Origin of the sequence: Pseudomonas fluorescens (assembly GCF_019212185.1) — a bacterium.
Classification (GTDB): Bacteria; Pseudomonadota; Gammaproteobacteria; order Pseudomonadales; family Pseudomonadaceae; genus Aquipseudomonas.
On the sequence record NZ_CP078138.1, the window covers coordinates 4,938,951 to 4,953,234 of the forward strand.

Annotated in this window: 12 protein-coding genes and 2 tRNA genes; 5 read left to right on the forward strand and 9 right to left on the reverse strand. The window is 60.8% G+C overall.

The features are described 5' to 3' along the window. The first annotated feature begins 7 nt into the window (after positions 1 to 7). Positions 8 to 661, forward strand: a complete 654-nt coding sequence (locus KW062_RS22015) for an HAD family hydrolase (protein WP_027620013.1) — start codon at positions 8 to 10, stop codon at positions 659 to 661. 54 nt (positions 662 to 715) lie between these two features. On the opposite strand, the gene KW062_RS22020 is transcribed toward KW062_RS22015, so the two are convergent. Next, a complete protein-coding gene (locus KW062_RS22020; protein WP_027620012.1) occupies positions 716 to 1,678 on the reverse strand; it encodes a zinc-binding dehydrogenase in 963 nt (320 codons plus the stop codon). Between the two features lie 137 nt (positions 1,679 to 1,815). Here KW062_RS22020 and KW062_RS22025 point away from each other — a divergent pair, with 137 nt between their 5' ends. Next, positions 1,816 to 3,903: a carboxy terminal-processing peptidase gene (locus KW062_RS22025; RefSeq protein WP_177433237.1), complete on the forward strand. Its 2,088-nt coding sequence runs from the start codon at positions 1,816 to 1,818 to the stop codon at positions 3,901 to 3,903. 125 nt (positions 3,904 to 4,028) lie between these two features. Beyond that, a complete protein-coding gene (locus tag KW062_RS22030; RefSeq protein WP_105753805.1) occupies positions 4,029 to 5,831 on the forward strand; it encodes a bifunctional diguanylate cyclase/phosphodiesterase in 1,803 nt (600 codons plus the stop codon). On the opposite strand, the gene KW062_RS22035 is transcribed toward KW062_RS22030, so the two are convergent. The 5 genes from KW062_RS22035 to KW062_RS22055 all read right to left on the reverse strand — a co-directional run bounded on the left by KW062_RS22035 (position 5,791) and on the right by KW062_RS22055 (position 8,486). After that, entirely contained in the window at positions 5,791 to 6,198 is a 408-nt protein-coding gene (locus KW062_RS22035; RefSeq protein WP_027620009.1) for a sel1 repeat family protein, read from the reverse strand. The two genes, KW062_RS22030 and KW062_RS22035, sit on opposite strands and share 41 nt — an antisense overlap. Continuing rightward, entirely contained in the window at positions 6,199 to 6,570 is a 372-nt protein-coding gene (locus KW062_RS22040) for a hypothetical protein (protein WP_003179080.1), read from the reverse strand. It lies immediately after the preceding gene. Beyond that, entirely contained in the window at positions 6,567 to 6,908 is a 342-nt protein-coding gene (locus KW062_RS22045) for a helix-turn-helix domain-containing protein (RefSeq protein WP_027620008.1), read from the reverse strand. The genes KW062_RS22040 and KW062_RS22045 overlap by 4 nt, the downstream gene beginning before the upstream one ends. Before the next feature lie 115 nt (positions 6,909 to 7,023). Next, a complete protein-coding gene (locus KW062_RS22050; protein ID WP_027620007.1) occupies positions 7,024 to 7,479 on the reverse strand; it encodes a YkvA family protein in 456 nt (151 codons plus the stop codon). Between the two features lie 293 nt (positions 7,480 to 7,772). Beyond that, positions 7,773 to 8,486, reverse strand: coding sequence for an FKBP-type peptidyl-prolyl cis-trans isomerase (locus tag KW062_RS22055; RefSeq protein ID WP_027620006.1), 714 nt, complete (start codon positions 8,484 to 8,486; stop codon positions 7,773 to 7,775). 272 nt (positions 8,487 to 8,758) lie between these two features. Here KW062_RS22055 and KW062_RS22060 point away from each other — a divergent pair, with 272 nt between their 5' ends. After that, the gene (locus KW062_RS22060; RefSeq protein ID WP_027620005.1) at positions 8,759 to 10,567 is read left to right on the forward strand and encodes a di-heme-cytochrome C peroxidase; all 1,809 of its coding nucleotides are present in this window, start codon (positions 8,759 to 8,761) and stop codon (positions 10,565 to 10,567) included. Between the two features lie 28 nt (positions 10,568 to 10,595). Beyond that, positions 10,596 to 11,732, forward strand: a complete 1,137-nt coding sequence (locus KW062_RS22065; RefSeq protein ID WP_105753806.1) for a catalase family protein — start codon at positions 10,596 to 10,598, stop codon at positions 11,730 to 11,732. A 43-nt stretch (positions 11,733 to 11,775) separates the two neighbouring features. On the opposite strand, the gene KW062_RS22070 is transcribed toward KW062_RS22065, so the two are convergent. The 3 genes from KW062_RS22070 to KW062_RS22080 all read right to left on the reverse strand — a co-directional run bounded on the left by KW062_RS22070 (position 11,776) and on the right by KW062_RS22080 (position 14,230). Then, positions 11,776 to 13,794, reverse strand: a complete 2,019-nt coding sequence (locus KW062_RS22070; protein WP_105753807.1) for a c-type cytochrome — start codon at positions 13,792 to 13,794, stop codon at positions 11,776 to 11,778. Between the two features lie 264 nt (positions 13,795 to 14,058). Further along, positions 14,059 to 14,135, reverse strand: a tRNA-Asp gene (locus KW062_RS22075). Between the two features lie 19 nt (positions 14,136 to 14,154). After that, positions 14,155 to 14,230: transfer RNA gene (locus KW062_RS22080), tRNA-Val, on the reverse strand. Positions 14,231 to 14,284 lie beyond the last annotated feature (54 nt).

Consider the following 14,284-nt stretch of genomic DNA (forward strand, 5'->3'; position numbering starts at 1 on the left):
CCTACTGATGTCTTTGGCAATTTTTGATCTGGACGAAACCCTGATTCACGGCGACTGCGCGACCCTTTGGAGCGAGCAGATGGCGCGCCTGGGCTGGGTCGATGGCGAATCCTTCATGCGCCGCAACAATGAACTGATGGATGCCTACAGCCACGGCAAGCTGGCTATGGAGGAGTTCATGGACTTCAGCCTCGAGCCGCTGATTGGCCGCACGCCGGAAGAAGTCGAACACCTTGTAGGTCCCTGGGTCGAAGACTTCATCGAACCCATCATCTTCAGCGACGCCACCAAAACCATCGCCGCCCACCGCAAGGCAGGTGATCGAATCCTGGTGATTTCCGCCTCCGGTACGCACCTGGTCGCACCCATTGCCGAGCGCCTGGGGATCGACGAAATCCTCGGCATCCAACTGGAAGTGGTCAACGGTTTCTACACCGGCAAGACCGTCGGCACCCTGACCTACCGCGAAGGCAAGATCACCCGCCTGCTGGAATGGCTGGACGCCGAAGAGGAAAATCTTGAAGGCGCGAGTTTCTATTCGGATTCGCGTAACGACTTGCCGCTGCTGCTCAAGGTCGACTTCCCGCACGTCGTCAACCCGGATCCGGTGTTGCGTGAGCATGCAGAAAAGGCCGGCTGGCCGATTCATCTGTGGAAATAGAGATCGCTGTTCGCTGGCACGCCACGCGCGTGCCAGCCAACACGGTCTACCGCCTCAAACCAGACTTTCGTCGATCACCAGCACCAACTTGCCCGACACCTGATTACCCGCCAGCTCGGCAAACGCCGCCTCGGCGTCGGTGATCGGGTAGGTCTTGGCCAGTTGCGGGCTCAAACGGCCTTCGGCGAACAACGGCCAGACTTGCTGGTGCAAGTCAGTGAACAGATCAGCCTTGAACTGATCATCACGGTTGCGCAGGGTCGAACCGATTACCTGAACCCGCTTGGCCAGCACTTGTGCCAGATCCACCTTCGCGTCGCGCCCGCCCATCAGGCCAATCAGCACCCAACGCCCGTCGCGGGCCAGTACCTTGAGGTTCAGCCCTGCATAGTTGGCGCCGACCGGGTCGAGAATCACATCAAACGGCCCCAGGTCATTCAAACCCTCCAGTCCATCTGTGCGCACCACCCCGCCCTGGGCGCCAAGCGCCTCGCAGTAGGCTAGTCGATCCGCCGAGCCCACGCTGACCCAGCACGGGCTGCCAAACGCCTTGCACAACTGAATGGCGGCCGAACCCACGCCACTGGCCCCGGCATGCAGTAACACTTTCTCCCCCGGCTTGAGTGCCGCCAGTTGAAACAGATTCAACCAGGCGGTGCTGTATACCTCCGGCAAGCCGGCGGCTTCAGCCAGCGACAAGCCCTCCGGCACCGGCAATACGTGACGGCCGTCGACCACCACTTCCTCGGCCATGCCGCCACCGGCCAGCAGCGCGCAGACCCGGTCGCCAACCTGCCAGGACGAGCCCGGCCCGACCTCGCTGATGATTCCCGAACACTCCAGGCCCAGTACCTGACTGGCGCCGGGAGGAGCAGGATAGAGCCCCGCTCGCTGTAACAAGTCGGCTCGATTCAAGCCCGCTGCCGCCACACGGATGCGAACTTGTCCTACATCACAGGCCGGACTGGGCTCTTCAACCCACTCCACATGACCTTCAACGCCTTGCAATGCCTTCACAGTGCCTCCATAGTGAGTCTGGACTGAGCCCGTGCTGTAGCGCCGGGCTTTTTGCATTATGCGACCGGCCCATTGGGAACCGGCGACTTCAAAGACGGCCTAATATGCGTTATCAATTGTCCCCGCGTCGAATCGGCATGAAGCATTTGTTCCCCAGCACCGCACTCGCTCTATTCATTGGTCTTGGCAGCTTGTCGCTGTCAGCCAATACGTTCGCAGCCAATAGCTGGGACAAGCTTCAGCCCGATCGTGACGAGGTGATTGCCAGCCTGAACGTCGTCGAACTGCTCAAGCGCCACCACTACAGCAAGCCGCCACTCGATGATGCGCGCTCGGTGATTATCTACGACAGCTACCTCAAGCTGCTGGATCCCTCGCGCAGCTACTTCATGGCCAGCGACATTGCCGAATTCGACAAATGGAAAACCCAGTTTGACGATTTCCTCAAGAGCGGCGATCTGAACGCCGGCTTCACCATCTACAAACGTTATCTGGACCGAGTCAAATCGCGTCTGGACTTCGTCCTCGCCGAACTGAACAAGGGCGTCGACAAGATCGACTTCACCACCAAGGAAACCTTGCTGATCGATCGCAAGGATGCACCGTGGCTCAAGTCCACCACCGAACTCGACGACCTGTGGCGCAAACGCGTCAAGGACGAAGTGCTGCGCATGAAGATTGCCGGCAAGGATTCCAAGCAGATCCAGGAAACCCTGACCAAGCGCTACAAAAACCAGCTGTCGCGCCTGGACCAGACCCGCGCCGAAGACATCTTCCAGGCGTACATCAATACCTTCGCCATGTCCTACGACCCGCACACCAACTATCTGTCGCCGGATAACGCGGAAAACTTCGACATCAACATGAGCCTGTCCCTCGAGGGCATCGGCGCCGTGCTGCAGAGCGACAACGACCAGGTCAAGATCGTACGCTTGGTGCCGGCCGGCCCTGCCGACAAGACCAAGCAAGTGGCCCCGGCGGACAAGATCATTGGCGTAGCCCAGGGCAATAAAGAGATGGTCGACGTGGTCGGCTGGCGCCTGGACGAAGTGGTCAAGCTGATTCGCGGTCCGAAAGGCACCGTGGTGCGCCTGGAAGTGATTCCGGCCAACAATGCGCCGAACGACCAGACCAGCAAGATCGTGCCGATCACTCGTGAAGCGGTGAAGCTCGAAGACCAGGCGGTTAAAAAATCCGTGCTCAACCTCAAGCAGGATGGCAAGGACTACAAGCTCGGCGTGATCGAGATCCCGGCCTTCTACCTCGACTTCAAGGCATTCCGTGCCGGTGATCCGGACTACAAGAGCACCACCCGCGACGTCAAGAAACTGCTGACCGAGTTGCAGAAAGAGAAAGTCGACGGCGTCGTTATCGACCTGCGCAACAACGGCGGTGGTTCCCTGCAGGAAGCCACCGAGCTGACAAGCCTGTTCATCGACAAGGGCCCGACCGTGCTGGTGCGCAATGCCGATGGCCGGGTCGATGTGCTCGAAGACGAAAACCCGGGCGCCTTCTACAAAGGCCCGATGGCGTTGCTGGTCAACCGCCTGTCGGCCTCGGCCTCGGAGATTTTTGCCGGCGCCATGCAGGACTACCACCGCGCGCTGATCATTGGCGGCCAGACCTTCGGCAAAGGCACCGTGCAGACCATCCAGCCGCTGAACCATGGCGAACTGAAGCTGACCCTGGCCAAGTTCTACCGGGTTTCCGGCCAGAGCACCCAGCATCAGGGCGTACTGCCGGACATCGACTACCCGTCGCTGATCGATACCAAGGAAATTGGCGAAAGCGCCCTGCCGGAAGCCATGCCGTGGGACACCATCCGCCCGGCGATCAAGCCGGCCGTGGACCCGTTCAAGCCGTTCCTCGCCCAGCTCAAGAGCGAGCATGACGACCGTACCGCCAAGGATGCGGAATTCGTGTTCATCCGCGACAAGCTGGCCCTGGCGCAGAAGCTGATGGCGGAAAAAACCGTCAGCCTCAACGAAGCCGAACGCCGTGCGCAACATGCCGATATCGAAGCCAAGCAACTGGCGATGGAGAACATCCGGCGCAAGGCCAAGGGCGAAGAGCCGCTCAAGGAGCTGAAAAAAGAGGACGAGGACGCCATCGCCGCCGAGCCGGACAAGACCAAGCCGGAAGACGACGCCTACCTGAGCGAGACCGGGCGCATTCTGCTCGACTACCTGAAGCTCAATACCGCGGTGGCCAGCAACAAGAAGTGATGGCTATTTAATACTAGCCCTCTCCGGAGTGTCATCAAATAGACATCATTCTGTCGTGAAATACAGGACCGGGTTTGCTCTGCTACAGGGCCAACCCGGTCCTTTTTTTATCGACAGAGATCGCCATGACCACCACCGAACAGCTGAGTGCCTTGAGTTCAATCCTGGCTCAACGCGGTTTGCACAGCCTGTTCCAGCCAATCATCAGCCTGTCCGAACGGCGCATCCTCGGCTATGAGGCCCTCAGCCGCGGCCCTTCCAACAGTCCCCTGCATTCGCCTATCGCCCTGTTCGCCGTAGCCCGTCAGGCCGGTCGCCTAAGCGAGCTGGAAATGGCCTGCCGCTACAGCGCTTGCCGCCAGTTCAGCAGCCAACAATTGCCCGGCAAACTGTTTCTCAACGTCTCCCCCGAATCGCTGCTCGAACCCGAACACCAGCCTGGACGCACGCTGCAGATGCTTCAGGACTTCGGCATTGCACCCGACCAGGTGGTGATCGAATTGACCGAGCAAACCCCGACCGATGACTTCCAACTCCTGCAAAACGCCTTGCATCATTATCGGGCGATGGGTTTTTCCATTGCCCTTGATGACCTGGGTGCCGGTTACTCCAGCTTGCGCCTGTGGTCGGAGCTGCGTCCGGACTACGTGAAGATCGACCGGCACTTCATCGATGGCATTCATCAGGATGCGCTCAAGCGCGAGTTTGTCGGCTCGATCCTGCAGATTGCCCGGGCGTCGCGGGCGCAGGTGATTGCCGAAGGCATCGAATTACCGGAAGAGTTGGCGGTGCTGACCGAGATGGGTGTTGATCTGCTCCAGGGCTACCTGCTCTGCCGTCCGCAGGAACAACCGCCACGCGAAGCCCGCGCACTGATGCCCAGGCATGACGGCAACGCTGCCGGGCTGAACGAGGAAGGCAGCGACTTGAGCGCGCTGCTCAACGAACAGCCGGCGGTGACGCTCGACACAGCCACCGCCCATGTCCTTGAACGCTTCCGCCGCCAGGCCAATCTCAACTCGCTGGCGGTGCTCGATGAACAGGACCGTCCGTGCGGCATCGTCCATCGTCATTTGCTGTCCGACGCGTTGCTCAAGCCGTTTGCCACCGACCTGTTTGCCCGCAAGCCAATCAGCCGGCTGATGAGCGAGGATTTTCTGGCCGTGGAGATCAGCCAATCACTGCAACAGGTCAGCCGGTTGATCACCAGCCGCGCCCGCCAGCGCATCGAAGAAGATTTCATCATCACCGCCAATGGCCGCTATCTGGGGCTGGGTCGGGTGATTGATGTGCTCAAGCTGATTACCGAACTGAAAATCCAACAGGCGCGCCATGCCAATCCGCTGACCCTGCTACCGGGCAACGTGCCGATCCAGCAGTGCCTGACGCGCCTGCTGCAACAGCAGCGGGAGTCGATGATCTGCTATGTCGACATCGACAGCTTCAAGCCTTTCAACGATATCTATGGCTACGGCCGTGGCGACGAAGTGCTGTTGTGCCTGGCGCAGTGCCTGAACGAATGCATCGATCCGAGCCGGGATTTTGTCGGCCATATAGGCGGCGATGACTTTCTGCTGGTGCTCGGCCCGGGCGACTGGCACCAGCGACTTGCGCAATTGCGCGAGGACTTCCACCAACAGTGCCAACGCTTCTACCGCGCCGAACACCTGGCCGCCGGTTGCTTCGTGGCGTCCAACCGCCAGGGTGCGCGCCAGGAGTTCGCCCTCCTGTCACTGTCGGTGGGCGTCGTGCATCTCTATCCACAGACCTGTGCGCAACTGGATGCCAGCCGCCTGGCGGAACTGGCCTCACAGGCCAAACACCACGCCAAGGGCACGTCCGGCGACAGTGTTCATGTGATCGACAGCCTGGCGGCTGGAGCGGCTCTCAACCCTGATTGGAACGCGTCGCCAGCTCTTCCAGCTTGATCGCCGCCAGCGGGTGCCCGGCCTTGGCCGCCATGCCCCACCAGCGCGCCGCTTCCGCCGGATCGGGCGCTTTGCTCGGGGTTCCGGCCAGGCTGATCACACCGACCTGATACGCCGCCTTGCCATCGCCCGCCAAGGCCGCCAGGCGCAGCAAGCGCACGCCTTCCTCACGCGCCCCCAGGCCAACGCCGCGAAACGTCAGAATGTGCCCATAGAAGCTCTGGGCGCCGACATCGCCCAAGTTGGCCATGCGCGCGAATTGCCCTTCCATCCACTGCCAGACCCGTGGCTGGCGGACGAACCACGACCAATGAAACAGGCGCCGCGCCCACCAATAGCCGAGACGTGACTTGAGTCGCAAAAACACTCAGGCCTCCGCCGACTCGGGGTATTCGTATTCGAACACCCGGACCACTTCCGACGCATGCCAGGACGCTGCCGCAACGCCATCAGAAGGACCGGAGAAACGCCCCAGACGCTCGACACATTCGAAGAAGCCGGTGCGCGGCAAGCGGCTCGCCCCTTGGCTGATCACCAGCGAACTGCGCAAGGGCTGCTCGGCCCGTGCATCGAGGGCGGCCAGGTGTTCGAGCGCGGCGGTCAGGGTCTGCATGGCCGGGCTGGGCAACTGCAGACGTTCAAGCAAGGCACGATAGGTCAACAAATGGCGCTGTCGGCGCGCCTGATCCAGCTCCCCGAGCAAACCGTCCCAATGTTGACGACTGATGCGTACGCTCACGACTCATCCCTCCAACCCTGCACCTTCAACTCCCAGGCCAGGCTGCGGCGAATCGCGGCGTCGGGTTGACGCTCGCCACTCTCAATCAGGGCCAGGTAAGAAGGGCTGATGCCTACCGTGCGGGCCAGCGCCTCAATGGCGATGCCCTGTTCTTCACGCAAACGACGGAGTTGATCCAGACCCACCAATACTGGGTCCGAGGTGGCCGCGTGATGAGCTGTTGCTTCACGCGAGGGTTGTTCCGTGACACCTGCCGCTTTCAATAATGCTTGATACTGAGCCCATGGCAAAACCGCATATTCGGGCTCTCCATCGCGTGCAATTATCTGAATATCCATGACTACCCCGTAGGACAACAACACTTAGCGAGTCGGCACTTTTCCCTAGAAGTGTAATCCTAACAGTCGCCAAGGTCGCGGTGGGGCATCAATCTGAAGTTGGATCCGGAACAATTCAGCTATTTTTCGGACGTTGCAGCCTTAATTTTTCTGGCGAATCGGGTAGACGCTCGACCAAGGCAAGCTTTTCCGGATGCTGGCGAGTGCGCCAGAGCCGGAAGGCGTTCAGTTCGTCATCGAGGGTTTTCATCAGCCACGCCAGAACCGCGATGTCATCGATCATGCCAAACAACGGCAGGAAATCCGGGATCGCATCCACTGGACTGAGGAAATACATCAGGCCGGCCACCACTGACACCAGGGCCTTGGGACTGATGGCCCGGTACTCGCCCCGCCAGTACGCCAGGCACAAGGCCTGCAGCAGGCGCAGATCGTCCTTGAGCTTGCCCAGTCGGTTGCCTTGGGTGGCCCCCTTGCTGGCCACGGCAAAGAGCAGGGTCGGCAAACGCCCACGGCTGATCAATCGACCGGCGAGTGGCAAGAATCGGGCGAAATTCCACGGTGTTTTCATCACGCCTCCACTGAAATGTTATCCACATATATTGTGGATAACCTTGTGAACAGAGCCACTTTCCATGCCTCAAAGCCCCGTTTTACAAGGGCTCACGTCAGATCGGGCGTTTTTTACACACATAAAAAAAACCCAACAATTCATTGACTTGGCAATCTTCAGCGGTTACCCACAGCAGTCCTAATCCTATGACTGCCGGTATCGCCATCGGTTCGAACCGATTCTCGCCCGCCGGCCGCCAGATGCAACAACGCCCCGGATAAGCGGGGCGTTGTGTTCAAGCCGGACGCTGATTACTTGGCGTCGTCTTGCTTGGCTGGATCCTTGATTGCCAGCAGTTCCAGGTCGAATACCAGCACCGAGTTGGCCGGAATTGCCGGGCTTGGGCTTTGAGCGCCGTAGGCCAGTTCGCTAGGAATGAACAGCTTGTACTTCTCGCCGACGTGCATCAGTTGCAGGCCTTCGACCCAACCCGGGATCACGCCGCTAACTGGCAGATCGATCGGGCTGCCGCGCTCGACCGAGCTGTCGAAAACGGTGCCGTTGGTCAGGGTGCCGGTGTAGTGCACAGTTACCACGTCGGTAGGCTTTGGCTGCGGGCCATCGGCCTTCTTCACGACTTCATACTGCAGGCCGGAAGCGGTGGTAGTTACACCGGCTTTCTTGGCGTTGTCTTCGAGGAATTTCTTGCCGGCGGCAGCCGACTCTTCGCTCATCTTGGCCATGCGCTCTTCAGCACGCTTTTGCAGCGCGGCGAAGGCTTCGACCAGCTCTTCATCTTTAAGCTTCTGTTCTTTCTTGCCGACAGCATCTTCGATGCCTTGGGCTACGGCTTTCGAGTCCAGGTCATCCATGCCTTCCTGAGCCAGGCTTTTACCCATGTTCAGGCCGATACCGTAGGAAGCTTTTTGCGCCGGAGTTTTCAGCTCGACACTGGTCTGCGAGTCACAACCCGCGAGTACCAGGCTAACCAGGGCCACCGCCGCCGCCAACCGATGCTGTTTCATGCTATTTCCTTGTTCATGCGCCTAAAGGGCAATCGAATAAAGCCGCGAGCTTATCAGGCCGCCACGACCAATGGCTACCGGCATAAGAGCAGGAAAGCGGCGATAAGTTCAGGTGTTTTAACGCGTTTTCCACACCGAGGTGGTGAAGTTTCTGTCAGCAACTACGCAATCCGCCAAACATTACCTCCTGCAACAAAGATTGGCGTAATGGCCACTTGCTGCTGAACTTTAGCTCAGGCATAAACCCACCCCCATTTACAAGGAAGTTTATTGTGCGTTTTCTCCTGCGTGCCCTGTTGCTGATCCTCGTCCTCGTGGGCGTACTGGTGGCCGTCGTGCTGTATTACGTGGCCAACCCGAGACTCCCGGTCTATCAGCCTGTCGAGCAGGTGCATTACCAGGAACAGTGGAGCGAGGCGGAGCGCCAGACCTATTACTTCACGCCCCAGGGTACTCAGGTCAAAGGCTTGCGCTACGACTGGTTCACCGCCCTCGAACTGCCCTTTTCCAAGCAGCGTTTCGCCACGCCCGAGTACCTGGCGCGCTTCGGCTTCCTGGTGGATCCGGCGCGATCGAAGACGCCAGCCAATCCGGGCAACCTGCCGGTTGGCTTCGCGCGACACCGCAACGGCGACAGCCAGGAAGAGTTTCTGGATATTACCTGCGCCGCCTGCCACACCGGCGAACTGCGCTTCAAGGGCCAGGCATTGCGTATCGATGGCGGCTCGGCACAGCACGTGCTGCCCTCCAGCGTGCCGACATTGCGCGGCGGCAGCTTCGGCCAGGCGCTGGTTGCCAGCCTCGCTTCGACCTATTACCTGCCGTGGAAATTCGAACGCTTCGCCCGCGCGGTCCTCGGCCCTGACTACGAGACCGGACACGAACAACTGCGCAAGGACTTCAAGGCCTCGCTCGACACCTTCCTGCGCGTTGCCTGGAATGACACCCATCGCGGCCTCTACCCGACCGAGGAAGGCCCCGGCCGCACAGACGCCTTCGGCCGTATCGCCAATGCCACGTTTGGCGATGCCATTTCCGCCGACAACTATCGCGTCGCCAACGCCCCGGTGGATTACCCGCAACTCTGGGACATCTGGACCTTCGACTGGGTGCAGTGGAACGGTTCGGCCCAGCAACCCATGGCCCGCAACATAGGCGAGGCGCTAGGCGTGGGCGCCACACTAGACTTCTTTGCCGCCGACGGCCAACCGCTCAAGGGTGAGGCGCGCTACCCCTCCAGCGTACGGGTGCGCGACCTGCATTTGATCGAAGAAACCCTCAAGCGCCTGCAACCGCCGACCTGGCCTCAGGAACTGCTAGGCAATGTCGATCTGCCCTTGGCCGCCCAGGGGCGCACGCTGTTCAGCGAGAACTGCGCCGGCTGCCACGTACCCAACGTCATCGAGGCCAACGGCCGGCCCGAGAAGCAATTGAAGATGCTGCCCGTGGCCTACATCGGTACCGACCCGTCCAGTGCCACCAACATCGCCGACCACCGTTTTGATGTCAGCGCCCTGCAGTGGGATCCGGCGGAACTGGCCAAGCTGGATGTGAAACTGCAACCCACACCCACCGAGCCGCTGGACCTGAGCCAACTCTCGGTGGCCAAGGGCTTGGCGTATGTCACCGCCTTCGTGGAGAACCGCGCCTACCGCGACGCCAATATCACGCCAGCCGAGCGCCCGGAAATGGACGGCTTCGCCCTGCCAATCGGCGTGCGCGAGCGTGTGGCGTACAAAGCCCGGCCACTGGCGGGCGTGTGGGCTACCGCGCCGTTCCTGCATAACGGCTCGGTGCCGAACCTGTACCAATTGCTGTCTCCGCAAAGTGAACGCGCCAGCACCTTCTATAAAGGTACGTTCGAGTACGACCCGCAGCACCTGGGTTATCGAACCGAAGCCTTCGACAACGGTTTTCTGTTCGATACCCGCATCACCGGCAACCACAACAGCGGTCACGAATTCCGCGCCGGCGAGCGCGGTAACGGGGTCATAGGTCGCTTGCTGCAACCGCAGGAACGCTGGGCGCTGCTGGAGTACCTGAAAGTCCTCGGTGGCCCGCTGGAGGCGCAACTGCCATGAACTCAATATTGGTGAAAAGGAGCCGCCCATGCTGATGACCCTGTGGCAACGTATCGGCGCACTGCTGGTCAAAATCCTCATGCTGCTGGCGGGTCTTGGCCTTCTGGGCTGGGCGGCGGCCACCGCCTGGTTCGCCTGGCAGCATCGCGGGCCGGCGTCCGTCGAAGAACAGATTCCTGCCGGCGAAGCGGCAATGACCCAGGACGTGATCCAGACCGCGGTGCGCATCGTCGACCAGCACCGGGAAAACACCCGCTACTTGCGCGACGCCCATGCCAAGGCACACGGCTGCCTGCGCGCCGAGGTCCAGGTGCTGCCGCAGCTGTCCGAGGATTTGCGCCAGGGTGTGTTTAGCGAGCCGGGCAAGATCTGGCAAGCGACCATGCGTCTGTCCAATGGCAACGCCTACCCACAGTTCGACAGCCTGCGCGATGCCCGGGGCATGGCCTTGAAACTGCTGGATGTACCGGGTGCTCAGTTGCTCAAGGACCGTCAAGGACGTGGCGAACAGGATTTCGTGATGTTTAACCATGCGAATTTCTTCGTCAGCGATGTCGCCGAGTATCGTCAGAACGTTGCCGCGCAGGCCGACGGCAAAAAAGCCATGGCCTTCTTCCCCTCCTGGGATCCGCGCAGTTGGCAGGTTCGCCATCTGTTCATCGCCCTGGCCACGCTGGCGCCCGCCCCCGCCAGCCCGACACAGACTACTTATTTTTCGGTTTCGCCTTACAAGTTCGGCAACGCCAATGCCAAATTCCGTGTCGCGCCGGATCCGGACAGTTGCCCGAGCTACACCCTGCCCGCGCAGAACCAGGACCTGCCGAACTTCCTGCGCAGCGCCTTGAACCAGCAGCTGTCGACGGATCGGGTCGACGCCTGTTTTGTCCTGCAGATCCAGCGCCAGGACCCGAGCAAATACATGCCCATCGAAGACACCAGCATCGAATGGCGCGAAAGCGACGCGCCATTCGAAACCGTGGCGCGGATCAGGATCCCGGCCCAGGACTTCGACACCCCGGCGCAGAACCTGCAATGCGACAACCTGTCATTCAATCCCTGGTTTGGTCTTGAGGCCCATCGACCAATCGGTGGCATTAACCGCTTGCGCAAGGCAGTGTATGAAGCCGTCAGCGACTACCGGCACGCCCGAAACAGCGAGCAATAAGCTGATCTGAAGCCGGTCACCCCGGCTTCAGACCTTTCCGGGTTCAGTAGCGCGCGTCCGCTGGCTTGCCACCTTTCGGCCAGTCCTTGAGCTTGTCCGGGTAGTCCGGGCGCGGCTGATGGGAGAAATACTCCGCGACATCCACTGCCTCTTGATCGGACAGCCCGCCCTGACCCAGCGGGAACTGCTCATGAAAGCCCACTGGCATGTTGCGTTTGACGAAGGCTGCAGCGGTGTAGGTGCGGGCCATGCCGGCGCCGATATTGAACGATTCATCGCCCCACAGTGGCGGGAATAGCCAGTCGCCAGTGGCGCGCTTGAGGCCTTCGCCGTCATTGCCATGGCACACCGCGCACTGCTTGGCGTACACCCGCTCGCCATTCTGAGCGTTGGGCTTGATCGCCGGATCAATTTTGCCGACGCCACGCCCCGCCACTTTGGCGCCGGGCTGGGTGTTGCGTTTCATCCAATCGAAATAGGCAATCATCGCCTGCATGTCAGCTGACTGCGGCGGCAGCGGGTGGCCGTTCATCGAGCGCCGGAAGCAGCCGTTGATCCGATCAGCCAGAGTAATCTCCCGACCCGCCCGCGGTGCATAGCCCGGGAAGAACGCCGAAACGCCGACAAACGGCGAGCCATCGGCGACGGTGCCCGCGTTCAGGTGGCAACTGGTGCAGTTCAGCGCATTGCCGACGTTGTCCGGCAGCAGTTCCCGGGTTTGCAGGTGCAGGCGCATGCCGCGCACCACCTGCTCAGCGTTGGGCGCCAGCAACATCTCGGCCAGGCGTGGGGTTTCAAAGGTGGCCGGCTCGTTGATCGGTTTGAGCTGCGCCCGCAGTTGCTTGACCTGCGCCGCGCTGATCGCCGAGCCGTTGTTGCCCCAACTGCTGCGGACAAAACTTAGGATTTCGGCGATTTCCTGGTCCGCTAGCCGGGCAAACCCGGGCATGGCGTAGACCCGGGGGTGGGTCTGGGTTTGTGCGGTTTTCCAGCCGGTCAGGGTGATGTGCAGCAGCGAGGTCGGGTCAACCGAGGCCACGCTCGGGTTGCCCGCCAAGGGCGGGAACATGCCGTTCACGCCGCCGCCATCCGGGCGATGGCAGTCGCCACAGAATTGCGTGTAGCCGAGGCCGCCACGGCTGCTGAACAGGGTGCTTGGCGGTTCGGCCGGTGCCAGCGGTACGCTCGGTGTCGGCAGGTCATCCTTGCCCGCCGGCAAGGACTTGAGGTAGGTCGCGATTGCCGTCAGGTCGGCGTCGGTAAAGTGCTGGGTGCTGTGATGAATCACCTCGGCCATGTTGCCGGACACCGTGGCGAAACGGTTCTGCCCGGTCTTGAGCAACTGCACGGTGTCGGGCACCGTCCACAGGTTGCGCAGGCTCAGGGCGCGCCAGTGCTCCACGGTTTCGCCAGCGAGGAAGTGTCGACCGCTGGCGCCGCCGTCGCTCATGGCCTTTTCCTGGAAGGCAATCCCCCGTGGCGTATGGCACGCACCGCAATGCCCCAACCCCTGCACCAGGTAGGCGCCGCGGTTGATGAGGGCATCTTTGCCGGGATCGGCGACGTAAGGCTTGGCGTCGACAAACAGGGTATTCCAGAACCACAGCCCCCAACGCTGATTGAAGGGAAAACTCATGTCCGCCTGCAGATTGGCCTGCTTGACCGGCTCCACCCCTTGCAGCAAATAGGCATAGAGGGCGCGCATGTCCGCTTCGCTCATCTTCGCGTAGGACGGATAGGGCATCGCCGGGTACAGGTTGATGCCCGCCGGCGTGACGCCTTCACGCATCGCCCGATCGAATTGCTCGAAGCTATAGCGACCGATACCGGTCTCGGGGTCTGGGGTGATGTTGCTGGAGTACAGGGTGCCCATCGGCGTTTGCAGCTCAAGGCCACCAGCCATCAGCGCGCCGCCCTTGGCGGTGTGACAGGCAACACAGTCGCCGAGCCGGGCGACGTACTCGCCCTGCTCGATCTGTGCACTTGGCTCAGCGGCATACAGGGTTGGCAGGAGAAACAACGAGATGACCAGCAACGCCAGTCGCGAGAGATTCATATCCATTGAAACACCCCTTCTGGGACTGGCCTCGGGTGGTCCCGCCGGCCAGCTTCCTATTCATTTTTATCGGTTCATCAGGCAAGAACCGGGACCTGCAGGGCCCACTGTCTTTCTATAGGAATGGTTCGTAATGGCCGTTGATATGAATCACAGGATCGGCGCTTGAGGGGTAATGGCCGGGATTTGCCAAATCCCAGACAGCAAAAAGCCCGCATTGAGCGGGCTTTCTGGGGTGACCTGGCGTTCAGTGGTCCAGGTTACCAAATATGGCGCAGCGGACGGGACTCGAACCCGCGACCCCCGGCGTGACAGGCCGGTATTCTAACCGACTGAACTACCGCTGCGCTAAGCGTTGAAAGTAAGTGGTGGGTGATGACGGGATCGAACCGCCGACATTCTGCTTGTAAGGCAGACGCTCTCCCAGCTGAGCTAATCACCCTTTACCTTCGTTGCGGGACACATTATGCCACAAGATTTCGTAAAGTGTTGATTT